This is a genomic window from Anabaena sphaerica FACHB-251 (genome assembly GCF_014696825.1).
Lineage (GTDB): Bacteria > Cyanobacteriota > Cyanobacteriia > Cyanobacteriales > Nostocaceae > RDYJ01.
The window spans coordinates 31,255-56,610 of record NZ_JACJQU010000028.1; the positions used below are offsets into that span (position 1 = coordinate 31,255).

Genomic DNA, 25,356 nt, shown 5'->3' on the forward strand with positions numbered 1-25,356 from the left:
ATTAAAGAAAGGCATAGTTTAACAAAATAGTATCAACAAGCTGGACTTTGATAATTATGAAAAATCAATTTTCTTGGACTCAACAATGGTATCCTATTAGTCCCATCAGCTATTTAGATCCTGCTGAACCCACTCCTGTCAACCTGCTGGGTAAAAAGCTGGTAATTTGGCGAGATAAAAACGAAAACTGGGTAGTGATGGATGATGCTTGTCCTCATAAGTTAGCGCGTCTATCGCTGGGAAAAATCAATGCAGATGGAACCTTGATGTGTAGACATCATGGTTGGTGTTTTAACAGTGAGGGAAAATGTACGAAAATTCCCATGTTAGCAGGTAGTGAAGCAGAAGAAACAGCTTGTAAAAGTGAGCGATCGCAAGTTACCACCTATCCCACAAAAGTAGCACAAAATTTACTTTGGGTATGGCCTGATCATAGTTTAACAGCATTTGCCGATTGTACATCTAAACAACCAGCCACCATCCCAGAAACAGAACTTGATATTCATGCCACAGACTGGTATATGTTTGAAGCACCAGTCGGTTATACAGTATCAGTTGAAAGTAGTTTTGACCCTTCCCATGCTCAATTTTTACACGAAGGAATTGGGAGTTTTTCACCAGAAAAAACTGTACCTATCCAGCAGTTTGAAAATATAGGAGAAATCACAGGGCAAGGAGGTTTTACCCTCAAACATAGCGGCTATAATCTTTCAAATAAAGATATGGAAGCTACGCGGAAATTTACACCACCTTCTGCCAATACGACTATATATAAATATGCTAACGGCAAAAGTAACCTATTTCAATTATACTTTGTGCCAACAAAACCAGGTTATTGTCGGTACATCGTCAAGTTTCTAACTGGTGTTAATTCTACTTCTAAGAATCCGTTTTTTAATCTGCTTCCCCAATATTTTCAAACCGGATTACAACATATATCCGGTTACAAACTTGGTGATCAAGATTTAGCCATGATGCACTCTCAAGAAACCCTTGAATCATCAATACAAAAACCTTGGACAAAAGCTTATTTTATGCCAGCTAAATCTGATGTAGGTGTTGTTACCTTTAGGAAATGGTTAGATGAATTTGCCGGAGGTAGTCCCGCTTGGTCAGGAGATATAAAAACCAGTTTTCAAGAATTAGATGAGCAGCAATTATTCGACAGATGGCACAGGCATACAAAACATTGTCCTAGTTGTCGTAGTTCATTAATGTTGATAGAAAAATTGCAAAGAATTTGTAACATCAGCACCGTCGTTTTTGCAGTATTAACATTACTATTAATTATCATCAGTGTACCTGTACAATTAGCAGTGATATCTACAATTATTGCTGTTGTTAGTTCCTTAGCATTTTATCTATTAGATGATTTGAAACATCGTTTTTTAAGCAGTGTTCCCAAACGGGGTATACCTTGGGTAAAGCTGTATAAAAATCAGGTAAAAATTGGGTAATCTTAGATAAGATGTCAGGGTAAGATTTATACAATTTATATATCTTACCCTGGTAATATTATTGAATCAAAATTTTATACTACCAAAACTTAAACAAGTTTTTATATTAACTTGATATTATCTTTATTTTTGCAAATTTTTTCTATGTTAAGCTGACCTGCATTACTAGAAACAAAGTACCAAAATTCTTGGAGGTAATATCTTCAAGGTAAAAAGTAAGTTTATGCAATTGCTAGGTGACTTGAACTACAAGATAATTTTCCCTGGCCATTGACATCTCAAACCGCATCTACTCTAGTTTTTTGGTACTCAGACAGGGTCATTTTCACTTGTGGGCAACGATGTCAAGATAGCTACTGCTGATCAAGTTTAAAATACATAATCAACATTTTAGTAAAATACCTTGACTGATTTAGTAGCCGAAATATCAAAATCCAATTCACTTCTTCAAAAATATTGAGGGTTATTCACCGATGGTTCTTACTCTGAGAAAAACAATTCGTGATATTGTATTTAGTAATCGTCAATTAGCAAAATTGTACTACTCAGTGAGCTTGAGTCAACCTGTTTTACCACACTGGGTTGGTAATGATTACTACCGCACAAAATCATCATGGCAATTGCAACCTCACCTGTGTCCATGTGATTTGGAATTGATAGAATATTTGCAAAAGTATAATATTCAAGATCAGACTGTATTTCATTTTGGTACCGGCGCTCATCACATTTTAGGATTAGAAAATCAGAAGCTAGAAAAACCCAATGAAATTATTGGTATTACTGCTTCTATTCCGGAACATGAAGAATATGTTCGTATCTGTCGTCAAAATCGCCAATTGGCTAAATTTTACAAGGTGCTGTGTACAGACATATACACTCTAACGGATCGTTCTCTACCGATGTTAGATGTGGCTGCACTCTTTCATATTGGTGAATTTTATATGGCTGAAGACGCTCCCTTTGTTCATCATAATGATGAATCACTGGTTGATTTATTTCTCAGTAAATTGAATCCTCACGGGAAAATACTGTTCTATACACAGTCTGTAGGTTATGCTAAAGCTGAAGAAATCATAGAATCATTTACAGCCCAAGGGAAAATTTATCTGGTTGAAAAATACAAGAGTCTTTTGGTTTATGCTAAGAAAAACTAAGTTGAATCAAGCAGTGATATCAATTTAGGATAGGTAATATTTAGATCCCCCCAACCTACTTTTTAAGGGGGGCTAATACCAATTCTCCGTAATAATGTTGATTCAAGCGTTTTTAATAGAAACAAAAGTTTATCCCAGTAAACGCTTTAATCTTTTGTAGACATCATCATCATTGCGCTTCCCAACTAAAATCACTTCCACTAAATCTTGTTCAGGGAAGAACCTATAAACAATTCGATATTCACCACTATCAACTCGATAGAAACCCTGATAACCAGATAGCTGTTCACTATCTGCTGGTAAAGGATTAACATTCAAAGCCAAGACTTTTTTTGCAATCTGCGCTGCTATCTTAGGCTGCAAACCGTTCAGAAAATCGAGAACAGTGGCTAAACCATCAAGCCTCGCCATTAGCTAAATGCTCTAGTGCAGATGTAAAAGCCTCTGTACCAACCATTTGCGATTGACTCAGAGCAGTTTCAGCAGCTTGACCTAAAACCATATCTTCTAATTCATTCAGCCGATGAATTAATTGTTGATAGCTTTGGGCTGAGATAATTACATGGCTAGGCCGTGATTGTTTGGTTAGTAACACTGGCTCAGTAGCGGCTTTATCAAAAACCTCTCCGTGTTTATTGCGAGCATCTGTGAGAGTGTAGGTCTGCATAGCAATTTTGACTAATTTAGACATTTTGACTATATTTATTTTAGCAGATGCGATCGCATAACTATAGTCAGTGTAGAGATGCAAGTATTATTTCATCACTAGACCTCTCCGGAAATATGGTAGAGACGTTCCGCCGGAACGTCTCTACAAGGGTTTCAAACCACGCACATTTAATTACCGGAGATGTCTAATGGGCTGCTAACTTTAATTTATCCAACATTTATTTTTACAATCATTTTCCCAGATTCTACCTTCGTTAAAGCATGATGGTTCAATCTGCGATACTGAATATTTTTTTACTTTTATAAGAGAAGTACCTCACTTGAATGGGAATTGCTATAAATCTAAAACACACCCACCTTATCTACCTTTTCCCAAGGCAATTCTATATCACTTCTACCCACATGACCATAAGCAGCAAGCTGACGATAAAAACCACCTTTAGTTAACGAAGGTAAAAATCTTAAATCAAATTTCTTGATAATTCCTGCTAATCGAAAATCAAAATGTTTCTCTAAAATTGCTGTAATTTCCTCATCAGAAATCTTCCCAGTTCCAAAAGTTTCTACCTGCACACTCACAGGTCGAGAAAGTCCGATAGAATAACTTAATTGTACTTCGCATTCATCAGCTAATTTAGCAGCAACGACATTTTTAGCAGCATATCTGGCAGCATAAGCACCAACTCTATCTATTCTAATGGGGTCTTTACCACTTAACGCCGAACCGCTATGTTTAGAATATTCACCATAGGTATCAATAGCATTTTTCCTACCTGTTAAACCTGCATGAGTAGTTGGTCCACCAATAATAAATCTGCCATCAGGATTAATAAATATTCTAGTTTTGGCATCAGGTTTGATTTTTTCATTCTCAAAAACAGGAGAAATCACAGTTTCACGAATATCATCACGCAATTGTTGTAAATCAGGTTGTGCAGGTTGATTTTGACTAGCAATAACTGTAATACTGTGAATTCTATAAGGTCTACGATTTTTATATTCAACACCTACCTGAGTTTTACCATCTGGAGTCAGATAAGGGAGGATTTTTTGCTTTCTCACTGCACTAATCTGTCTAGCTAATTTATGTGCTAACCAAATTGGTAAAGGCATAAAGTTATAAGTTTGATTGCAAGCAAACCCAAAAACCGTAGCTTGATTAGTGACAGTAATTTTCTCTATTTCCGCATCAGATAAATTTTTCTCATCAAATAAATGATATTCATCAGGAGGTAATTCTGTTAAGCTAGTTAAAATACTACAATTTTTACCATTAAATTCCGTTTGTTGATAACCAACCTGTTCAATTACCTGTCGTGCTATATTAGTAAAATCTACATTTCCACTTGGTTGAAATCTAGCAGCAATAAAAACAATTCCTGTCGAAACTGCACATTCTGTAATAATTCTAGAGTATGGGTCTTGTTGTAAAAACCTGTCGATAATAGCATCACTTATCTGATCACAAAGCTTATCAGGATGCCCTTCCGTCACAGATTCCGAAGTAAACATAAAATCTTTTTTCATAAAAAAAACCTCTCTTTTCTCTGCGTTCTCTGCGCCTCTGCGGTTCGTTACTATCATGATTTAATTTATTTTTTTACTCCCTTCATTAACCAACAAAGGCAACAAAGCACCACTAGCAATTACAGCAGTATCGACCATATTCAATGGTGCAATCTTCAACAAAGTCCGTAACTGTGGCACAGTTAAAGCTAAAAGTTGAATACCAAAAGAACCAACCACAGCAGTATTTAAATAAGGATTAGATGGTAGTTTTTCTTTACTAAAAATACTGTGTTTTTCAGAACGACTGCTAATAGTATGTAGTAATTGCCCTGATGTTAAAGTCATAAAAGCTAAGGTACTAGCTTTAGGACTAATTCCATATTTAAAAATCCCGTAACCATAAGCAGCTAAGGTACTAACAGATATGGCAGCAGACTCAAACACAATTCTGCCAAAATCGGTATTTTTAATAATTGGTTCGTTAGGGTTACGAGGTGGTTGATTTAATACGTCTGGTTCTGGTGCTTCCATAGCTAAAGAAAGTCCAGGGAAAATATCAGTTACTAAGTTCAACCAGAGAAGTTGAATTGCGTTTAAAGGTTCACCAATACCGACTGCGGTAGCGGTTGTCATCACCATAATTTCACTGAGATTTGTAGCTAGGAGAAAATGCACAGATTTTCTGATATTGTTGTAAATTGTTCTGCCCCGACTAACAGCAATCATCATTGTTTCTAATCTGTCATCTTCTAACACAATATCAGCAACTTCACGGGCAACATCTGTACCTTCTTTACCCATTGCTACACCGACTTGGGCGGCTTTTAATGCAGGTGCGTCGTTAATACCATCACCAGTCATAGAAACAACTTTGCCCGATGTCTGCAATGCTTGGACAATTTGCAGCTTATTACTAGGACTAATGCGGGCAAAAACGTCTACTTTGTCGCTGAGTGCTGCTAATGCTTCCGGGGTGAGATTATTGAGGTTATTAGAGTCGAGAATTTCTAATTGGGTATGTCGATTTAATTCTAACTCTTTTGCGATCGCATAAGCTGTAGGAGTTTGATCACCAGTAATCATTACCGTATCAATTCCCGCTTGATGGAAGTTTGCAATTAATTCTTTTGCACCTTTTCTAATCGGATCTGCCATCCCCACCAAACCCAACCAAATTAAATCTGACTCATAATTATTACTATGATCACCTTCCTCAATATAACTATACGCTATACCCAAAACTCGCAGTGCTTTTCCTGCCAAGCGATCATTTTCTATTTCCATTTTTTGCCTATCTTCTGCTGTCAAAGGTACAACTTGCCCGTTTTTCAGCCACCGATGACAAACTTGCAACACTTCTGCAGGATTTCCTTTAACTGCAACCATTTGGTGACAATTGTGAGTTGAGTGAATTGTACTCATCAGGTTACGATTTTCTGAACGCAAATTAGTTTGCAGCAAGGGATATTTTTCTTTCAATGCTATGACATCTACACCCGCACTAATCGCTGTGTAAATCAAGGCATTTTCTGTGGCTGAACCTGTAACTAAATAATCATCAACATCATTCTCTTTACTAACTTCACTTTCATTACAAAGAACCGTCACATGAATTAATTTTAATAGTTCATTATAGGTGTAAGGGTTAATAGTTTCTTCCTCAGCAATAAATTCACCATCAGTTACTTGAATATGTTTACTGTCGGTGACGATTTCTACCACTGACATTTTGTTTTCTGTGAGTGTCCCGGTTTTATCTAAGCAAATAGTCTGCACAGAACCCAACGCTTCTACTGCATTTAAACTGCGGACAAGGACATTATTTTTTCGCATATCACGAATGCCTAAAGCTAGGGTAGTAGTGGCAATTGTTGGTAAACCTTCGGGAACTGCTGCCACTGCTAAAGATATAGAAGATTGCAAAATTTGCAATAAATTATATCCTCGTAACAATCCCAAACCAAACACTAAACCACATAATCCCATGCCAATGAGAACTAGTTGACTACCCACTTGATCTAATTGTTTAGCAAGGGGAGTTTGGGTTGTTTTCGCTTCACTTACTAATTCCTGAATCTTCCCCATTTCAGTAAATTTGCCTGTAGCAACTACCGCTGCTATTCCCTGTCCATTAATAACTAAAGTGCCTTTATAAATCATATTGATGCGATCAGCTAAAGGCACATCTTCACCATTTAATGATGTGGTAATTTTAGTGACGGGTACACTTTCTCCAGTTAAAGCAGATTCATCAAGACTTAAATTATCAGCTGCAATAATTCTGGCATCAGCGGCAATATAGCTACCAGGTTTAAGAACTAAAATATCTCCTAATATTACATTTTCTGTAGGTATTTCTTGTAAGTTACTATCTCTAATTACCCAAGTAGTTTTTTCTGAGCGATTTTTCAGGGAATTAATAATGCGTTCTGACTGACTTTCTGTAACATATCCAATAGCAGCATTTAATCCCACTACACCCAAAATTACTACAGCATCAATAACTCCCCCGGTGAAAATAGAAATTCCTGCCGCTACACCTAATAAAGCAACTGGCAAGGATTTAAACTGCTCAATTAACATACTTATTTCAGAGCGTGTTACTGTTGCTGATAACAGATTTTTACCATATTTATTTAGGTTCTTAGTAGCAGTTTCACTAGATAATCCGGAGATATTTGAAGTATTTAATGATTGCAGAACATTATCCGCTGTCATTAAATGCCAGTTGTTGGTTTTTTGCTCCTGCTTGGGTGCAATTAATTTATTTCTTTTGGTAAGCTTTGCTAAACTTTTAATTTCATGATTAAATCCCACCTTATCTTTATAATCTGATAAAGCTCTATCAATAAAATATGCAATTTTTCTATGGCTAATATCCGGCTGAAAAATAACCAGAATATTGCTGGTTAATACATTAGCAGACACATAAGTTATTTCTGGGTAATTGGCAAGCGATCGCTCCAAAAATGTTTTTAAGGACTGCGAATGGTAAAGTTCCTTGATTTTATATCTACCTCTCCCTTTGACACTGCTGTGTATTATTTGAATCACTACTTTGTTGCTCCTGAAATTCCATAGAAACAGTATTAATTGATAAATTCGTTAATTGAGTTTCATCCTCAAAATTCAGTCTGGTAAAAATATCAAAAGCATACCAAGCCAATATATACCAAGGTATTTCTTCGAGTTGTAATCCTTTTCTTAGCAATTGTTGCAGCGAAAGTAAACCAACTCCTAGAGGTAATATCACTCGTAAATCAGCAACTCCATTTGTCATTCTCCCCACATCTGCATTGATATCAGACATTACATTTATCAAATCTTTTGCGGCTTCTGACTTTCCATTTATAGAATACTTGGGATAAGTTCTAGATTTAAAACTTTCTGGTTTCTCCTTTCTAGCGTCTGCGGTTGCTTTTTCCAAATTTATAGCCATCTCTGCGACCGCATCCTTAACCCTTTCAGATAAAAGAATACCATCTCTAATAGTATTTTGGACTACTGGTTCTTTCATGGCTGATGCAATAGGTAAAATCACAGGTGAGAAAACTATTGCTGTCAAACCTTCAAAAATTGTGTCGAATGTAGATGACATTTTTAAATCTCCATTGTTAGCACGTTATGTAGTCAATCAATATCCAACTGTAGTTAAATCACTAGCTATTTCCATCCTACTAAAGTAACAGAACTATTGGTGATTGATTAACAAGATGAAAACCATTTTTTCTCTAAACGTATTTCTTTAGTTATACACTAACCAGCTTAATCACCAAGACGAAAATTACACCTATAGACTCATGTAATAGAAACCTAAACACCTTAATACTAAGACAATGACCATTACTTAATTAAAAAAATAGCTAAATGGCAAATTCACAAGACCGCAATCAAAAAAATCAGCAGTTACGTACACTAATTACAGACATTGACAATGCTATGTTAACTACAGTCGATGATGATGGTAGTTTGCACAGTCGTCCTATGTCTATGTTTAGCGACATTGACGCAGAGGGGAAACTTTGGTTCTTTACCTTTGCTAACTCCCATAAAGTATTAGAAATTGAACGTCGTCAACAAGTAAATGTGAGTTTTGCTTCACCAGATCAACAGCGATATGTTTCCATTTCAGGCACAGCAGAACTGGTCAGAGATAGAAATAAATTAGAAGAAAAATGGAAACCAGAATTACAAACTTGGTTTCACCAAGGAGTAGATGAACCGAATATTGCTTTGCTAAAAGTGAATATTAACAAAGCCGACTATTGGGAAAGTCCATCAAGTTTTACACCACAAACAATTAGTTTTTTAGAACTTTCACACCATTAATGCTGAGGAAAAATACGGTGAAGAATAACGTGCCTTTCGTGTTGCTTGGAGTGCAGTGAAGCGAGATTACGAAAAAGGCGATGATGGCCAATGGCACAAAAAACCAAAATAATAGGACTAGAAATTAAGTCATGAAAAAACAGCCAATAGTCATGACCGTTCTGTTAACAGCCAGCATATTTACCTTTACTTATAGACCAAATAATGCTTTGGCTCAGTCACATTTAATTCCGATTAAATTAACGCAAAATAATGTTAGTCAAAGTGATAGACAGTTTGTAACTAAAGCTGCTCAGGGTAATTTAGCTGAGGTTGAATTAGGACAATTAGCAACCGAACGGGGCCAGAGTAATGAGGTGAAAGCATTTGGACAACTTATGGTAGACGATCATAGGCGATTAAATCAAGAACTCGAACAATTAGCTGCTCAAAAAGGTATCGATTTTCCGACAGATATCGGTTCAGAAAATAATAGAGTCAGAGCCAATTTACAGAAGTTGTCTGGTTCAGCTTTTGATACGGCATATATCAGGCACATGATTGAAGATCACAACAAGGATATTGCTTTATATCGTCGTCAATCTCAACAAGGTAATGACCAGGATTTGAAAAATTGGGCAGCAAGAAGTTTAGCACTTTTGCAAGAACATTTACGCCTAGCTACTTCTATTCAAGATAGTCTACCAGGACGTAGTAGAAGATAATTACTCTGAAAATTACCAAGCCCAGATACCCAACTTATTGGATAAGTTGGGTATCTTAATTTAAGTAAGTCGGTGTGAAAGTTTCAATGTATGTCATTGCGAACGTAACGAAGTGGAGTGAAGCAATCACAAGGGACTTGGGGTTTTTACATTCTGTTACATAGTTAGGTTTATTTGTGCCGACTTACTTAGTTTATTTATTTGATTTATTTGACATCACTTCCCGTTCACTTTGGGAATGAGTTTTCTCAATATACCCAATTAAGCTTTCCGCCATTTCTACAGATGCAATAATTAATTGCTGTTCCATATTTCCATAACCTCCCTCATCACTAACTTGGGAATAAATGTGAGGATTAGATAGCATACCAGCTAGTAATTGAGATGCCGTTTTTTTCAATTCATCATTTTTTGTCTTCATCTACCTATTCCTGCCAATCTAAAGGCGGTTCAATCAAGGTTTCTGATGATTTACCAGCACGAACACCGGGTTTATCAACTATTTTTACGGTGCTTGCTTGAGGTCCTTCTTCACCTTCTTCTTGAGAAAAATGCACGCCAGTACCAATTTCTAAACGGTCAAAGTCATGATGTAAAACGCTATTGTGGTGGAAGTAGATTTCCCGACCATCTAAAGTTTTCAGGAAACCATAGCCATCTTCTCGGAATAATTTAGTGACAAAGGCTGTATTTTCTTGTGCTTCTTCATATCTGTTAGCTTGTTCACTTGCACGTTGAAGCTGAGTAAGTTTAGCTAACTGCTGACGCATAGCATCAAAGGTTTCTCGAATTACCGCATCTAGAGGTTGATATTGGATACCCTCACCAGGATTTTTTTCTGCTGCCAGTTCATGTCCAGGGGGGACAGTGAGATCAATTCTCACTCGATAAGGAGAGCCACTGCGGGGACGTTCATGAATTTTTTCAATGGCAATATGACAGCTATTGATGTAATTACAAATATGCTCAAGCTTGGCAATTTTTTCGTGAACTAAAGTATCAATCGCATCTGATTTATCTACATTACGATAGGTGATTTCTGGTGGTATTTTCATGCTTTTATCATCCAAATAGGGAATCTAAATATTTTTGCCAATCCCACATCTATACATTTAGTTTTCTCTACCTAGTGAAAATATTTACTGGTGACAAATGCTTCTCTATATTCCATCTAGGTTAATCTTAACCTTAACTAATTTTAAAGAGAGAAATAATTATTTTCCTCTTACTAAGGGGAAGAGATTTTCAGCCTAAGTATCTACCTTAAGAGTGACTTCACTAGTCAAAAGGCAAGAACTATATTTATACTAAAATTTGTTGTCACAATTGGGTTAAAACTTCAGTTGAATTCAGACTTAATTTCGAGAATAATCTGGCTAAGTGGCTGCTTTATCCTATTTTTAGTTGTACTTGTTTTATTCATCCTGTATTTAAGGATTGCTTGGCATAAGAAAGTCAAGTACAGAATGACAGATGTTCCTAGCTTTGAGGAACCTCATTTTCTGCCAGCAATGATGAGTGTGTCAAATTCACTCCTTACTTCTGGTTATGCAGTAAGATTTTGGTTTGATATTGATGCTATCTATACAGCTAGGCTAGAGGCAATTAAACGCGCCCAAAAGACAATTCACTTTGAAACATTTTACATGACTCCAGGGCAGCGGGCTGATGACTTTGCTACGGCCTTAATGGAGCGATCGCTCGCTGGTGTAGAAGTCCTCTTTATTGCCGATAGTTTGGGTGTAAGTTCTATCTCTCAAGACTACTGGCAAAAGTTAAAAGCAGCGGGTGTGGGAGTGCGATTTTTTCATGAATTTAATTGGCAAGCTCCCCTAAATTATAACATCCGCACGCACCGCAAATTGTTATTAATTGATGGAGAAGTTGCTTTTGTCGGCGGTACGGGAGTTTCTGATCATTGGGATGGCATTATGCCCAAAGATATCATCCCCCCCTGGTTAGATTTGGAGGTTTGCTTGACCGGAGAAGTTGTTGTTATTCTGGAAGGAATTTTCATGCAACACTGGTTGTATGAAGGTGGTGTAGCCAGTTTGAGAGCAGAATTATTTAAACCTGCTGTTACGGGTGAATTTAATATGTTGGTAACACCTGGTAGCTCACCATCTGCCAGTTCTTCTGTCTGCGCCCTTTTTTATACGACTTTCCTAGCAGCGAAAAAACGCATTTGGATTGCTAGTCCTTACTTTTTACTTGATAGTAACTCGCGGAGGGCTTTATTAGAAGCCAAAAAAAGAGGAGTTGAGATTCGGATTCTGACAATGGGTACAAAGAATGATAAAACATTAGTTTACTATGCCGTGCGTCAAGGTTACGCTGATTTGTTAACAGCAGGAATTGAAATATATGAATATCAACCAAGCATGATGCACGCGAAGGTTTTGCTAATTGATGACACTTTTGTCAGTACAGGTAGTGCTAATTTAGATCCTCGCAGTATGTTTCATAATGATGAACTGAATATTTCTTTAGCTGAACCGAAATTAGCAAATTTTGTCGAAACTTTCTTTGTTTATGGCTTTTCCAAAAGCCGTCAAATCAAGATGTCAGAATGGAAGCGAAGAAATATTCTACAAAAGCTATTAGGTCAATTGGTTTTGTCTTTTCGTTGGCAATTATAGCAAACAATAGGGGATAGGAAGAAATGAATTCAAAGATGAACAAGATATTCTCAGAACCCTTAAGTACCGAATATTTAAAAATCAAGATTAAGGGCTTGCCTCAATATTTGCACAATACTAAGATAGTTCAGCTTTCAGACTTCCATTTTGATGGTTTATTACTAGCAGAAGATTTACTTGCTCAAGCTATTGATGTCACCAATCAAATGAAACCTGATTTAGTGGTATTAACAGGCGATTTTGTAACTCATAATCCCCAACCCATTCATCAATTAGCCAAGCGGTTAAAGCATTTGCAAAGTCGCGCTGGTGTTTATGCAATTTTGGGCAATCATGACCTTTATTTTTCTCACTCAAAAACAGAAATTACTTCAGCTTTAACTGCGGTGGGAATTAAGGTACTTTGGAATCAAGTAGCCTATCCTTTAGGTTCAGAGTTAGCATTAGTAGGACTCGCTGATTTTTGGTCGCCAGAATTTCATCCCGCACCTGTGATGAATATGTTAAATATAGATATCCCTCGCATTGTTTTATCTCATAATCCTGATAGTGCAGTAGTTTTGAAAAAATGGCGCGTAGATTTACAATTATCAGGACATACTCATGGGGGTCAAATTGTTATTCCCGGAGTTGGTTCTGTCCCTAGTTGGATTCATGCATCCCGTGATAAAATTCCTGAATTCTTTTGGCCTTGGATACCTTTTATTAAGGGTAAATGGCCGAAAGTAGTGGAAAATTGGCAATGGAGTCAAGGACTACATCAAGTCGGTACAAATCAATTGTATGTAAATCGTGGTTTGGGAACTTTCCCCCCCGGACGTTGGTATTGTCCACCCGAAGTAACAGCCATCTCTCTGGTGTAAAAACATTAAATCGCAACGTTTCACAACAGATCACTTTGCGCTCTCCTGAATTTGGCAAATATTTCCACCACTAAATCTCCTCTCGTGGTAAAATGCTAATTCCCAGATTTGGGAAACTCCGGTTAAATTCCGGGACTGTGCCGCAGCTGTAAAGCAATTTGATATTTTAGATTGCTGATTTTAGATGGTTGATACTCAGAAAACCCCTTGTGCAAACAATACGGGTAATCAGAAAATCCAAAATCCAAAATCTAAAATCCAAAATTGAACAAGTCAGAATGCCAACTCTAGGGAATCTATCTAAGTTCTGTCTCTGCGTCGCACGGGGAAGGAGTGCTAGTTTTGTTAAGCCCATTTACTGCCTGTCCAGGCTTATTTTACACCACACCAGCCCAGGATGGGATATTATCTCGCCTGAGAATACCTGGTGGCATTTTGAACAGTGAACAGTTTCGTACTATCGCCAATATAGCTGATAATTATGGGGGAGGTTATGTAGATGTGACAAATCGCGCTAATTTGCAAATTAGAGAAATTAAACAAGAAATAAATATTGAAGTTCTCCAGCGGTTACAAAAATTGGGTTTAGGTTCTATTAATCCCGCTGTAGACCATATCCGCAATATTATGACCAGTCCCACTGCGGGTATAGATACTCAAGAATTGATAGATACTCGTCCTCTGGTGAAAGCTTGGGATGAATATATGATCAAACATTCCCATTTAGGAGGACTTTCGGCAAAGTTTAGCGTTTGCTTTGATGGTGGTGGTAAACTTTCTGTCAAAAATTGTCCCAACGATATCACTTTTATTGCTGTTCTGGGAGATGAGGGGGGTAGGAAAGAACCGAAGTTCTTTCCTACGGGGAAATGGGGACATAACTTAGTTTACCTCATTTTGCATCTTTGTGGTGGCGAACAAGAAAAATTATCTGCAAATACAGGAATCTTGTTAACACCAGAGGAATGTATCCCAGTCTTAGCCGCTTTAGCACAGGTTTATTTACAACATACAGATTCTAATAGTCGTAGTAAACCACGTCTGCGGGAAGTTATTCATAATTTAGGCAGGGAATATTATCTACAGCTAGTTCAAGAGCAGTTGAGCAGCTATAAGCCCCACCTGGGTACAAAACTAGAATATCAAAACCTCACCCATAAACGCAAAGACGCAAAATTCTATATTGATAAAAATAAAAAAATATATCATCTTGGTATTCATCGCCAAAAACAAGTAGGTTTGTTTTATATTGGTATTGTTTTACCTTTGGGGCGTTTGCAAACTTGGCAAATGCGGGGTTTGGCTGATTTAGCTGCAAAATATGGTAGTGGTAATCTCAGGCTCACACCTTGGCAAAATTTACTTATCACTGATATTCCCCAACAACACATTTCTGAAGTTGAAACAGAAATTACCCACTTAGGACTTGGTTATTCAGCCATAAACATCAACAGCGCCTTGGTATCCTGTTCTGGTAAACAGGGTTGTGCTGCTGCTGCGACTGACACCAAAAGTCACGCTTTAACATTAGGAGAATATTTAGAAACTCAAATCACTTTAGATTCTCCCATTAATATACATTTTAGTGGGTGTGTTAAATCTTGCGCTCAACATCATCAAGGTGATATTACATTTCTTGGTGTCAACATTAAGGCAGAAAATGAAACTTTGGAAGGATATCAAGTGTATCTTGGTGACGATACCTTACAACAATTTGGTCGTCAAATTTATGAAAATGTGACTTTTGCTGACTTGCCTCAACTCATGAACCGAATGTTGAAAGTGTATCAAATTAAACGGGTTAGTTCTCAAGAATCATTTAGAGAATTTGCCAATCGTTATGATATATCTGAACTCAAACAATTGTTCAGTGTTCAATCAATTTAAGTCTCAAATCCAAAAGCTCGAAATTATGTCTAATTATATACGTGATGCAAACGAAATATACAGAAAATCTTTCGCCATTATTCGCTCAGAAGCTAACTTAGATATTCTGCCTGAAGATGTAGCGCAAGTAGCTGTCCGTCTGATTCATGCCTGTGGAATGCCGGATATTGCCACAGATTTGGCATATTCACGAAATGCAGTAGAGTCAGGGAGAAAAGCCCTAGCAGCTGGCGCACCCATTTTATGTGATTGTCGTATGGTTGCCGAAGGTATCACCAGAAAAAGATTACCTGCCAATAACGCCGTTATCTGCACTTTGAATGATCCCGAAGTACCAACAATAGCGAAAAGGTTGGGAAATACCCGATCAGCAGCAGCTTTAGAATTATGGCGTTTTCATCTAGATGGGGCTGTTGTCGCTATTGGTAATGCACCCACAGCCTTATTTAGATTATTAGAAATGCTAGATGAGGGAGTGCCACGTCCAGCAGTAATTTTAGGCTTTCCCGTGGGTTTTGTTGGTGCCGCAGAATCAAAAGCCGCATTAGCCGCAGATAGCCGCAATGTACCATTTTTAACTTTACATGGACGACGGGGCGGCAGTGCGATCGCTTCTGCTGCTGTTAACGCCTTAGCCACAGAGGAAGAAATATGAACCCAAAAGGCCGTCTGTATGGAATTGGTGTCGGTCCTGGAGATCCAGAACTATTGACATTAAAAGCATTGCGCTTATTACGTTCGGCCTCTGTTATCGCCTATCAGTCAGCCATAGACCGGGAAAGTATTGCCAGAAAAATTGTGTCGCCATATTTACCCGGTCATCAAATTGAGGTTTTATATCATCTTCCTCGTGCCTTAGAACCAGAAAAAGCTCAAGCCATCTATGACAAAGAAGTTGAACCCATCGCCGAACATTTAGCCGCAGGTCGGGATGTGGTCGTATTGTGTGAAGGCGATCCGTTTTTTTACGGCTCTTTCATGTATATCTTTACTCGTTTATCTGATCAATATCAAACGGAAGTTGTCCCCGGCATTTCTTCCCTCATGGCCTGTCCAGTCTCCTTGGGTGTACCCTTCACCTACTACAACGATATTCTCACAGTTCTACCCGCCACACTGCCTACAGAAATGCTCACTGCCCAACTTTTAGCCACGGATGCAGCCGCAATTATGAAACTCGGCCGTCATTTTACTAAAGTCCGTGATGTCTTGCATCAATTGGGACTAGCTTCACGGGCAAAATATATTGAACGGGCAACCACCACCCAACAACGCATCATACCCTTAGATGAAGTAGATCCAGAACAAGTTCCTTATTTCTCAATGATCGTCATACCTACTAAGCAAAAGCTTTAATCCAGGAAGTTGAGTCATATCATAACCGATTAAACACTTATCATTAAGACAACAGGGAGACATGGAGTAGGGGTAAAAATACGTGGTGACAGACATAAGAAAACGGCTAGTTGAGATACTTAATACCCTGGTTCAGGATAGAGGCGTTGCAGGTGTTTCTGTTACGCTGAACATAAACCAGAAACCTGAATATGTTTGGCATCCTCCCTTGCTCCCTGATGAACCCGTATTCCTCGTATATAGCATTACTAAGATATTTACTACTGCTGTGTTGCTGTTGCTACAGGAGGAAGAGTTGTTAACCCTCGAAGATCCCTTAGCAGTTTGGTTTCCCAAAATTGGTCAAGCCGATTGCATTACCCTTCGCCAACTCCTCAACCATACTGCTGGCATTCCTGATTATGGTTCGCTGCGGGCTTACCACGATGCTGTACGCTCTTTTCCCTCTATTCCCTGGACATTTGAACAGTTCGCAGCAGTTACGTTTGACCAGGGGCTGTGCTTTGCTCCTGGAACAAGTTGGGCATACTCCAATCCTGGCTACCTGCTCCTCAAACGGATTATCGAAGCAGTGACTGGCAGTTCCTATCGCGATCTGATCTTTGATCGCATCATCCGACCGCTAGGATTGCGCCAAACTTTTGTGCCTGAATCGGTAGAAGAACTTTCCTCACTTACCCCAGCGACATCTTGTGCATTAGCACTTGACGGAACACCTCGTGATGTACGCCATTACTATCATCCTGGCTGGGTCTCCCACGGCGTTATTGCATCAACACCTTCCGAAATTGTACTTTTTTTGAATAGTTTGTTTAGCAATCTGCTCCTCCCTCAGCATTGTGTTGAAGAAATGGCAAGACTTGTGCCTGTTGCGCTGCCGACTATTGAAGGTTTAGCTACGCCAAAACCGACCCAGCCCTGGGTGAGGCCTAGTTATGGGTTGGGACTGATGGGAGATCCAGCATCAGCATGGGGGTTAATGTTGGGTCACAATGGAGGTGGTCCAGGATATAGCGCCAGTGCATTTCACTTTCCTGAATTAGGAGGGGTATCAATCTGCGCGATGTGTGCAATGGAAGAGGGACTTAAGGCGGAGGATATTGTTTTCGCTGTTTTATATCAAGTCCGGTAAATCACTGACGATATAAAATTATAAAATTGTCAGCGTTTTTCGATTTCAAAATCTCAGCATCAATTTTATCTTCCCAGGAGAGTGCTACCTTTTCTTATTGAACGTTTTTCACTTCTCTGATTTCAGTGCTTTCCATAATTCCAGGCTATAGATAAACCCCAACTGACCTGTTAGTTGAGATACAGGACTTACGCACAGAAGTTATCTGTGAAGACAGGGTGTAAGGGTTTTACTCTTGTGCATCTTTAACTGTTCATCACCTAACCCTTTTTTGCAAACCTTTGATTTTTCGTGTTTTTGCGTAAGTCCTAAGATAGTTGGAATCGAAAAATAGTCTAGTAGGACTATTGACTTTAACCGAAAAGCCTGATAAAATTAGCTTCGATGCGGAAGAACTATTTGGCAATAATAATTAAATAAATTTAAATATTAAATGAAAACAAGGGTTGCACCAGCCGTTGTCATACTGGGACAAAATAGTATCGCAGTAGCAAGGCAAATTATTAATATTTTACCAGGGGCGAAGTTGTACGGTTTAGCAAGTCGCACCTGTGATGTTGATGTTAGTTTTACGAGTTTTGGCGATACATTGCGGGAGTTGTTTGCTGCGGGTACACCTATAATTGGTATATGTGCGGCTGGTATTCTCATTAGAACTTTAGCACCACTGATTACAGATAAAAGTCAAGAACCACCAGTATTAGCTGTAGCTGAAGATGGAAGTGCAGTTGTACCGCTTTTGGGTGGACTAAGTGGAGTTAATGAATTAGCGCGTCAAATAGCAGAAGCTTTAAATATCCAAGCTGCAATTACAACTACAGGAGATTTGCGTTTTCGCACAGCCTTGTTATCTCCTCCTCCTGGATATCATTTAGCCAACCCAGAAGATGCAAAAAAATTTATAGCTGACTTATTAGCAGGGGCAAAAGTTAAATTAGTAGGAACAGCACCTTGGTTGAGTGAAAGTAACTTACCTATCGATGATAATGGCGAGTTAACCATTCAAGTTACAGAAAAAGAGGTGATTCCTCAACCTGACTGTTTAGTTTATCATCCCGCCAAGATTGCGATCGCCATAACTTCCCCCTCAACACAAACACTTACCCAAATTCACGAACTACTAGCAGACGCGCAGGTTTCCCCCAAAGCAGTCGCAGTCATCCTTGCACCTCTCTACCTAGCTGCTAACCCCATACTCCAAAATATCGCCAAAATCTTCCAAGTACCCACTCGGTTTTTCCAAGCCAGTCAACTGACAGAATTTACCACCCAAGGATACAGTTTTCACGAAGCAGTTGTTTTTGTCGGTACAGAACCAAATAACAAATCCTTGTGTTCTCCATTTTCCCAAATTACTCTTACCGTTTCACCCCAAATTATCCACCCCGAAACCATCGGACAACCACAGGGAAAATTAGCCATCATTGGTACAGGACCCGGTGCATCAAAGTGGATGTCTCCCGAAGTCAAAGAAATTCTCAATGCTGCAACTGATTTAGTCGGTTATAAAACCTATATCAATTTAATTGGTGCTTTAGCTGATGGTAAAAATATTCATGAATCTGATAACAGAGAAGAAGAAGCACGGGCGAAAATGGCCTTAGACTTAGCCGCAGAAGGACGATATGTAGCAGTAGTTTCTTCAGGCGACCCTGGTATTTATGCAATGGCAACCGCAGTTTTTGAAGTCATAGACCGATATAATCAACCAGAATGGCATACTATTGATATTCAAGTAGCCCCAGGCATTTCCGCCATGCAAGCCACTGCCGCAGCTATTGGCGCACCTTTAGGACATGACTTTTGTGTAATTTCTCTTTCTGACATTTTGAAACCTTGGGAAATTATCGCCCAACGCATTACAACAGCAGCCCAAGGTGATTTTGTTATAGCATTTTATAACCCTGTTTCCAAAGAACGGACTTGGCAATTAGCAGAAGCTAAAAATATCTTGCTACAGTACAGAAAAGCAGATACTCCAGTAATATTAGGGTGGAATCTTGGCAGACCAGGACAAGCAGTAAAAGTCATCACCCTTGAACAATTAGAACCAATAGAAGCCGATATGCGAACCTTGATTATTGTTGGTTCTTCTCAAACTCGGAAGATTGAAACTAGTGAACAAGATATACGGGTTTATACACCACGCCGTTATAATTCATAACTGGAAATAGGTGACAGGTTACAAGAGGCAAACGTTTTTTAATTTTGACCTTTGATTTTTGACTTGATTTATCTGCCTCCCCATTTCCCAGTCCTCAATCCCTTACCTTCTGCAAATAAAGCCCCAAGAATAACAACTTATTCTCAGGGCTGTCATACCTGACCACCTTTACCTTTGTAATTTAAAAATACCATAGCTTTTGAGAACGTAAAGACATAAATATCGGAATTATGTCTAAAATTAAATGAATGATGCTAGTGATTTGTGCTATCCTGTTATGCAAATTGTTATTTTTATATAATCAATCCAGATATTTATTAGGCGATTTACCAGGTTATTTTTCTGAGAAAATCTTCAGGATTTAGAATACAGAAGATGCTTAACCCAAAATATGCTAACAAAAGTCAGAAAAATAACCGCTTTTAGAGTCAGACTTGATAATTTATCTAAAAATTTGTTCCTTTGTATTACTGATTTGACAATCGTTTTCTCCATAAATTCCAGCAAGCATCTCTGCTAACTTCTAAATTCTCACACAAACAAAAAGATATAATTCCATCCATTATGTCTAGTCAAATGCTGATAAAGACTTGAATTTTCGGTTCTTATCATCAACAATAAAAGCATCATGTTCCATACATGATTGTAGCCAATAAAAGTGACAGAAGCCCTGATATATGTCCGCCCTTGCGGACATTTTTTATATTTATAAATCACCATCTAGATTGATTTTTTGTTTGATTAAAAAAAATAATTTCTCAGTCTCTTACTCAGAGTTAGATTGGCAGAATAAAAAGACATAAATCCTATAATTATGTCCGAAAAATTTCATGCCTTTCCAAGAAGTTGGGTATCTGGGTATTATGTTTTTTAAATTGAGCCACTTACCCTGACTGACACTGACATTAGATAGCACCTAAATCAACTATTATTATTCCTGATAGCTCTGCTCTTGAATTGAAAGTTTTAATCGTGTATTCTTAGCAGTCAAGAACATTTATCAAGAAAAATGACGAACAAATTTATACTAAGCTTGTTTTCTTCTCCTGTCTTGATTAGCTCTTTTTTGACCATGGGAGTGATGCTAAATCAAGCCCAAGCAGCCGAACCAGCAGCCACAAACACAGCCCAAAATAGAGATAATTTGTCCTGTATTCGCAATAAACATAAAGTGGGTTTAGTCTGTGCTAGAGCTTCCGTATTGGCTCAAATTCCACAGTATCAAGCCCAACCAGAAGATTTTGATACTCCTGATGATATTCAAATGCTAGAGTTCAATGTTGACGAAAGCAATATGGCGGTTGATTTATTTGGCTGTGATTGCCCTGCTTGTATAAATTCTTTACGGCAAATGCGTGGTGTTACACCTCTAGTTTATTAGGGAATAGGGAATGGGGAATAAGCAGAAGGCAAGAGAATAAATTTCTTCCCATCTCCCCATCTCCCCATCTCCCCAAAAATATCAACAACTTCCAGCCCATGTTATCCATGTATGGGATAAACTTATGTGCAGAACTTCCTGGGTTGTCTCTGGTTCAGAAATGATTGCATTAGTTAAATCTGCATCTTTGAGTTCTGATTCCTCGATATTGCTACCAATCAAATTTGTTTTTTGAAGATTAGCACCACTTAAATCAGCACCACTGATATCTGCTTCCCTGAGGTTTGCACCCAGTAGGTTAGCCAACTTTAAATTTGCACCTCGCAAATCTGCACGACTAAGATTGGTTTCCTGGAAATTAACTTTCGTTAAGTCAGCACCAATCAAATTTACTTCACTCAAGTTTGCACCTTGCAAATTTGCACCATTTAGGTCAGCATTAGTCAAATTTGCGCGACTAAGGTTACATTTACTCAAGTTTGCTTCACTTAAATCAGCACCACTCAAGTCAGCTTCAGATAAATTGATACCGCTTAATTCAACTTTAGTTAGCTTTGCCTGATGCAGCTTTGCTCCCTTAAAATTTCGCTTTCCTGATTTATATTGATTCAGGAAGCTTTTAGCGTCCATAATTTCACCTCTCTATGTCTATAGGTGAGTTCAACTCCTACAAACCACACAAAATACCTTTAGACATCTGGTGAGCAAGTAGAGCCGAGAATCTCTACCCATGGAACGTCTCTACAAGGATTGTGAAAAACGCATATTTAATTTTCTCAGATGTCTATTTAGTTATTCTATTGTCCTCAAGATTTTTGAATTTTGAATCTTTCCTTAATAGAAAGATACTTAACTTAATGTTAATGCCATATACAGGTAATCTGGGCATCTATAGCAATCCTATCTTGTTGATCAAGGTTAAAATCTATAAGCACTATGGTAGGACTTACGCAAGATTGAACTCAAAACCTGATTCTTGCGTAGGGGTAATTCATGAATTACCCCTACTTCCGTTCTGTTTTGCGTAAGTCCTGTATGGGAAAAACAAAGAAATACCAACATGACGACTGATTTGATATCTACTACTACACCTGACTTTCTCAGCACCCTCACCCAAGCTGTGGCTGCGTATCGACAGGGAAATAAACTTCCTGCTGCTGAGATAGTAGTCAATGCGTTGTTACAAGCAGAAAAAAATGCCAAACAGCAACGCCTAAATTATCCTTTTGATTCTCTCGTCGGTAAATGGCGGCTTTGTTTTGCCACTGGAACCAAAAAAGTCAGAAGACGCGGGGGAATTATTTTAGGTAAGGGTTTCTATGTACCAAAATTTGCATCTGCCCATATTTCTTTTAGTGCTGATTTAGAGAAGTCTGCGGGTAGAGGGGAAATTGCTAATCAAGTACAACTAGGATCTATGTTGTTAAAACTCACAGGTCTGGCGCAATATTTGGGCAAAAAAAATCTCTTGGCTTTTGATTTTACTCAGATGCAAATTAGTTTATTTAATCGTGTTGTCTACAACCAGAGGATTCGTTCTGGTAAGGTAGAATCTGAGGATTTTTATCATCAGTCTATCGCTAAATTACCATTTTTTGCTTTCTTTTTAATAACGGAAGATTTTATTGCTGCCCGTGGTAGAGGTGGGGGTTTGGCTATTTGGATTCGAGAAAACAATTAAAAATCCAAAATCTAAAATCCCAAATTCTCTAAAAGCGATAGCTAGGCTCGCCGCAGGCAACGCTCTATTACTTCACTCACCAATTGATTACCTTTAAAATTGAAATGAATATTGTCTTGATATAAGCTTTGCGGGTTTTTAATTGAGTTTAATTCTGGGAGAAAATCAATATAATTAATTTGTTGTTCTTTAGTAAAATCATTGAGGCGTTTACGAGCGATGATTTCATAATCACGGGGTCCTGGTTCGCCAATCTCTCTCAATAATGGAGTCATGGCTAGTATAAATTTGCTGTTATTTTCTTGAGCAAAACTGTGAATTTTAGCAATTGCTTCTAAATTAATGCCCACGCGATCGCCTGCTTCTTTTTGAACTGCTTCGAGTTCAGGAATCGGCTTTTGTTTAAATAAATAACGCTGTAAAACTTCTACAATTGCTAAAGGTGGTTTACGATCTGGGTAGTTGCGATCGCGTCCCACAGGTAAGGCAGTAGGAGCAGTAGCAAATAAATCATCAGTGTTAATTAATAACACTATGACCTGAGCTTGAAAATTGCCGAAACGCTGCAAATAAGCTAATTCGTTTCTTGGTCCCCAGGAGTTAGCTGAAGCATTTAGCACTTCTACCTGTTGGTAACTGCTCTCGGATGCTAAAGAAGCCTCTATCAAACTAGAGATGGTATTCTGTTGATCTGTCCACCAGCCACCATTAGCGATAGAATCACCTAAAAGCAAAATTCGTAATGTCGAAGGTTGAGGTAAGTTTTGTATCGGCGCAGTTCGCATAGAATACTGATTGATTTCAATGCGGTTGCCCATTCTGCGGGTACGTTGATTAGGTGCTAATAAATAACCAATTTGTTCATCACCAATGTAAATCAGGGGATTACCAAAACCAAACAGCGATCGCAACCCCAACTCTATCGCCGCAAATAACCCCACAAATACCGCCAAAATCACCATCAACACTGCTTTCACCGACAAACCCCTTCAAACTGATGTATCGAATTATACTAAAATAAATAAGTAGGCAGAATAAAACCAAAGTGTGTAAAGAAAAGTAAACAAGGCTAAAACCCTTTTCCCCCTGCTCCCTGCCCCCTGCCCCCTGTTCCCTATTCCCTGTTCCCTGTTCCCTGTTCCCTGAAAATAATAATGTGAATTTAACATCATTGGCCAACAGAAGAACTACAATCGAATCTGACAGAGTGACAATGTAACAAAGGAGGCTTACAAAGGTATGTCCGACTTAAATCGCGGAATTATGAAATTTGAAGGTGCAGACTCACCAAAAGTAGTCACAATCTCTACTGTGTTAGTTTTGGGATCAATAGTAGCACTCATCCTATGGGCGTTGCAATCTGCCTATGCGTTAAGCTAGAATCATTGATAGGCTCAAAGGACGCTGACAACAAGGGTTGACCTAGTTGTTCAGTGTCCATAAAGCCATCAATCAAACAGTCCGAAGAAAAATAATTAAAATTTAGATTTGCGATTTGCAATTTTAGATGCAATATAAGTCTAAAATTCACAATCAAAAATAAATGTTTCAGCTTTGGGGTTTATTAGTTATTTTAATTACTTGCCCACTCTTAGGGGCAATGCCACTAATTGCTTGGATTACCTACGCCCTCAAGCGTCAGCGATTAGCACAAATTGGTACAGGAAATATTAGCGTCTCCGCTGCTTTCTACCACGGCGGTAAATTGGTGGGTATTCTGGCAGTGCTGTCGGAAGCTTTTAAAGGAATTGCAGCGGTATCAATCGCCCGTGTTTTCTTTCGTGAAGGCTCATTTTGGGAATTGATTGCTTTGATTGCCTTGGTTATAGGTAGATATTCTTTAGGTAGAGGTGCAGGAACGACAAACGTAGTTTGGGGATTTTTGATGCACGATCCCCTGATTGCAGGATTTGTCAGTTTAGTAGCAGCCATCGGTTTCATCATTCTGCGCTCTAAAGAAACAATCAAATTTGGGGTTTTGATTTTATTTCCCTTATTTGTGGCGATCCTACATTTTAATGATTTCCCCAAAATTGTCGCTGCCTTTGGATTAGCGGGGTTACTAGGATGGATTTATACACAAATCCCCGATGATCTGAACCTGCCAGTCGAAGAGGCAGACGCACAAGCGCAACCGATGATGCAATATTTAAGCGGTAGTGAGCAAACGATTATCACTTTGGATGATGAGGTAGAACCAGAGATATTTGGGGCTAAAGCAGCTACATTATCTCAAATTAAACGCTGGGGTTATCCAGTGCCAAAAGGATGGATTTTAGCCCCATTTGATGATCCGGGGATGTTGATTGATTTTCTCCAACCATCATCACTCTCACCCTTAGTAGTGCGTTCCTCGGCAATTGGGGAAGACTCAGAACAAGCTTCTGCGGCTGGACAATACGAAACCGTTTTGAATGTTACTAGTAAACTT

General features: G+C 38.5%; 24 protein-coding genes, 1 pseudogene and 1 riboswitch. Of the genes and pseudogenes, 16 read left to right on the forward strand and 9 right to left on the reverse strand.

The genetic code is table 11. The annotated features are described in order from the left end of the window. Positions 1-56 precede the first annotated feature (56 nt). Positions 57-1,457, forward strand: coding sequence for an aromatic ring-hydroxylating dioxygenase subunit alpha (locus H6G06_RS25310; protein ID WP_190564826.1), 1,401 nt, complete (start codon positions 57-59; stop codon positions 1,455-1,457). Between the two features lie 473 nt (positions 1,458-1,930). Beyond that, positions 1,931-2,611, forward strand: coding sequence for a hypothetical protein (locus H6G06_RS25315; protein WP_190564827.1), 681 nt, complete (start codon positions 1,931-1,933; stop codon positions 2,609-2,611). Positions 2,612-2,740: 129 nt separating this feature from the next. Here the strand turns inward: H6G06_RS25315 and H6G06_RS25320 are convergent, their stop codons facing one another. The 5 genes from H6G06_RS25320 to H6G06_RS25340 all read right to left on the reverse strand — a co-directional run bounded on the left by H6G06_RS25320 (position 2,741) and on the right by H6G06_RS25340 (position 8,387). Further along, positions 2,741-3,022 (reverse strand): type II toxin-antitoxin system RelE family toxin, encoded by a 282-nt coding sequence (locus tag H6G06_RS25320; RefSeq protein WP_190564828.1) that lies wholly within the window; start codon positions 3,020-3,022, stop codon positions 2,741-2,743. Further along, on the reverse strand, positions 3,009-3,362 hold the full coding sequence (locus H6G06_RS25325) for a type II toxin-antitoxin system Phd/YefM family antitoxin (protein ID WP_242039850.1): 354 nt from the start codon (positions 3,360-3,362) through the stop codon (positions 3,009-3,011). The genes H6G06_RS25320 and H6G06_RS25325 overlap by 14 nt, the downstream gene beginning before the upstream one ends. Positions 3,363-3,622: 260 nt before the next feature. Beyond that, positions 3,623-4,807, reverse strand: coding sequence for a methionine adenosyltransferase (metK, locus tag H6G06_RS25330; protein WP_190564829.1), 1,185 nt, complete (start codon positions 4,805-4,807; stop codon positions 3,623-3,625). 60 nt (positions 4,808-4,867) lie between these two features. Further along, the gene (locus H6G06_RS25335) at positions 4,868-7,843 is read right to left on the reverse strand and encodes an HAD-IC family P-type ATPase (protein ID WP_190564830.1); all 2,976 of its coding nucleotides are present in this window, start codon (positions 7,841-7,843) and stop codon (positions 4,868-4,870) included. Beyond that, positions 7,803-8,387, reverse strand: coding sequence for a DUF5132 domain-containing protein (locus H6G06_RS25340; protein ID WP_190564831.1), 585 nt, complete (start codon positions 8,385-8,387; stop codon positions 7,803-7,805). The genes H6G06_RS25335 and H6G06_RS25340 overlap by 41 nt, the downstream gene beginning before the upstream one ends. A 269-nt stretch (positions 8,388-8,656) precedes the next feature. On the opposite strand from H6G06_RS25340, the gene H6G06_RS25345 reads away from it, so the two are divergent. The 3 genes and pseudogenes from H6G06_RS25345 to H6G06_RS25355 all read left to right on the forward strand — a co-directional run bounded on the left by H6G06_RS25345 (position 8,657) and on the right by H6G06_RS25355 (position 9,822). Beyond that, positions 8,657-9,118 (forward strand): pyridoxamine 5'-phosphate oxidase family protein, encoded by a 462-nt coding sequence (locus H6G06_RS25345; RefSeq protein WP_190564832.1) that lies wholly within the window; start codon positions 8,657-8,659, stop codon positions 9,116-9,118. A 37-nt stretch (positions 9,119-9,155) separates the two neighbouring features. Continuing rightward, positions 9,156-9,230 (forward strand): annotated as a pseudogene (locus H6G06_RS27680) (ChaB family protein); the annotation flags it as partial. A gap of 19 nt (positions 9,231-9,249) precedes the next feature. Continuing rightward, a complete protein-coding gene (locus H6G06_RS25355; RefSeq protein ID WP_190564833.1) occupies positions 9,250-9,822 on the forward strand; it encodes a DUF4142 domain-containing protein in 573 nt (190 codons plus the stop codon). A gap of 193 nt (positions 9,823-10,015) precedes the next feature. Here the strand turns inward: H6G06_RS25355 and H6G06_RS25360 are convergent, their stop codons facing one another. Both H6G06_RS25360 and H6G06_RS25365 read right to left on the reverse strand, forming a co-directional pair. Further along, positions 10,016-10,243: a hypothetical protein gene (locus H6G06_RS25360; protein ID WP_190564834.1), complete on the reverse strand. Its 228-nt coding sequence runs from the start codon at positions 10,241-10,243 to the stop codon at positions 10,016-10,018. Positions 10,244-10,247: 4 nt separating this feature from the next. Next, on the reverse strand, positions 10,248-10,877 hold the full coding sequence (locus H6G06_RS25365; protein WP_190564835.1) for an HPF/RaiA family ribosome-associated protein: 630 nt from the start codon (positions 10,875-10,877) through the stop codon (positions 10,248-10,250). Between the two features lie 411 nt (positions 10,878-11,288). Between H6G06_RS25365 and H6G06_RS25370 the strand changes: the two genes are divergently transcribed. From H6G06_RS25370 to H6G06_RS25405, 8 genes are all read left to right on the forward strand, one after another. Beyond that, entirely contained in the window at positions 11,289-12,461 is a 1,173-nt protein-coding gene (locus H6G06_RS25370) for a phospholipase D-like domain-containing protein (RefSeq protein WP_206754724.1), read from the forward strand. Positions 12,462-12,496: 35 nt separating this feature from the next. Then, a complete protein-coding gene (locus tag H6G06_RS25375; protein WP_190564849.1) occupies positions 12,497-13,324 on the forward strand; it encodes a metallophosphoesterase in 828 nt (275 codons plus the stop codon). Positions 13,325-13,389: 65 nt separating this feature from the next. Next, positions 13,390-13,628, forward strand: a riboswitch (cobalamin riboswitch). A gap of 29 nt (positions 13,629-13,657) precedes the next feature. After that, the gene (gene cobG, locus H6G06_RS25380; protein ID WP_338422989.1) at positions 13,658-15,211 is read left to right on the forward strand and encodes a precorrin-3B synthase; all 1,554 of its coding nucleotides are present in this window, start codon (positions 13,658-13,660) and stop codon (positions 15,209-15,211) included. A 25-nt stretch (positions 15,212-15,236) separates the two neighbouring features. Next, positions 15,237-15,866 carry a precorrin-8X methylmutase gene (locus tag H6G06_RS25385; protein WP_190564836.1) on the forward strand — a complete coding sequence of 210 codons (630 nt, stop codon included), beginning with the start codon at positions 15,237-15,239 and terminating at the stop codon, positions 15,864-15,866. Then, the gene (locus H6G06_RS25390) at positions 15,863-16,567 is read left to right on the forward strand and encodes a precorrin-2 C(20)-methyltransferase (protein ID WP_190564837.1); all 705 of its coding nucleotides are present in this window, start codon (positions 15,863-15,865) and stop codon (positions 16,565-16,567) included. The genes H6G06_RS25385 and H6G06_RS25390 overlap by 4 nt, the downstream gene beginning before the upstream one ends. 82 nt (positions 16,568-16,649) lie before the next feature. Continuing rightward, on the forward strand, positions 16,650-17,699 hold the full coding sequence (locus H6G06_RS25395) for a serine hydrolase (protein WP_190564838.1): 1,050 nt from the start codon (positions 16,650-16,652) through the stop codon (positions 17,697-17,699). A gap of 433 nt (positions 17,700-18,132) precedes the next feature. Beyond that, on the forward strand, positions 18,133-19,863 hold the full coding sequence (cobJ, locus tag H6G06_RS25400) for a precorrin-3B C(17)-methyltransferase (RefSeq protein WP_190564839.1): 1,731 nt from the start codon (positions 18,133-18,135) through the stop codon (positions 19,861-19,863). A 1,072-nt stretch (positions 19,864-20,935) separates the two neighbouring features. Further along, positions 20,936-21,244 carry a hypothetical protein gene (locus H6G06_RS25405; protein ID WP_242039851.1) on the forward strand — a complete coding sequence of 103 codons (309 nt, stop codon included), beginning with the start codon at positions 20,936-20,938 and terminating at the stop codon, positions 21,242-21,244. Positions 21,245-21,325: 81 nt separating this feature from the next. Here H6G06_RS25405 and H6G06_RS25410 read toward each other — a convergent pair whose 3' ends face one another. After that, positions 21,326-21,874 (reverse strand): pentapeptide repeat-containing protein, encoded by a 549-nt coding sequence (locus H6G06_RS25410; RefSeq protein WP_190564841.1) that lies wholly within the window; start codon positions 21,872-21,874, stop codon positions 21,326-21,328. A gap of 430 nt (positions 21,875-22,304) precedes the next feature. Between H6G06_RS25410 and H6G06_RS25415 the strand changes: the two genes are divergently transcribed. Continuing rightward, on the forward strand, positions 22,305-22,925 hold the full coding sequence (locus H6G06_RS25415) for a hypothetical protein (RefSeq protein ID WP_190564842.1): 621 nt from the start codon (positions 22,305-22,307) through the stop codon (positions 22,923-22,925). A gap of 41 nt (positions 22,926-22,966) precedes the next feature. Here H6G06_RS25415 and H6G06_RS25420 read toward each other — a convergent pair whose 3' ends face one another. Then, positions 22,967-23,902, reverse strand: a complete 936-nt coding sequence (locus H6G06_RS25420) for a GDSL-type esterase/lipase family protein (protein WP_190564843.1) — start codon at positions 23,900-23,902, stop codon at positions 22,967-22,969. Positions 23,903-24,164: 262 nt separating this feature from the next. Here H6G06_RS25420 and H6G06_RS25425 point away from each other — a divergent pair, with 262 nt between their 5' ends. Together H6G06_RS25425 and H6G06_RS25430 are read left to right on the forward strand one after the other, a co-directional pair. Beyond that, positions 24,165-24,305 carry a hypothetical protein gene (locus H6G06_RS25425; RefSeq protein WP_190564844.1) on the forward strand — a complete coding sequence of 47 codons (141 nt, stop codon included), beginning with the start codon at positions 24,165-24,167 and terminating at the stop codon, positions 24,303-24,305. 163 nt (positions 24,306-24,468) lie between these two features. Further along, positions 24,469-25,356, forward strand: an 888-nt coding sequence (locus tag H6G06_RS25430; RefSeq protein ID WP_190564845.1) for a glycerol-3-phosphate acyltransferase, incomplete at its 3' end; no start/stop codon positions are given.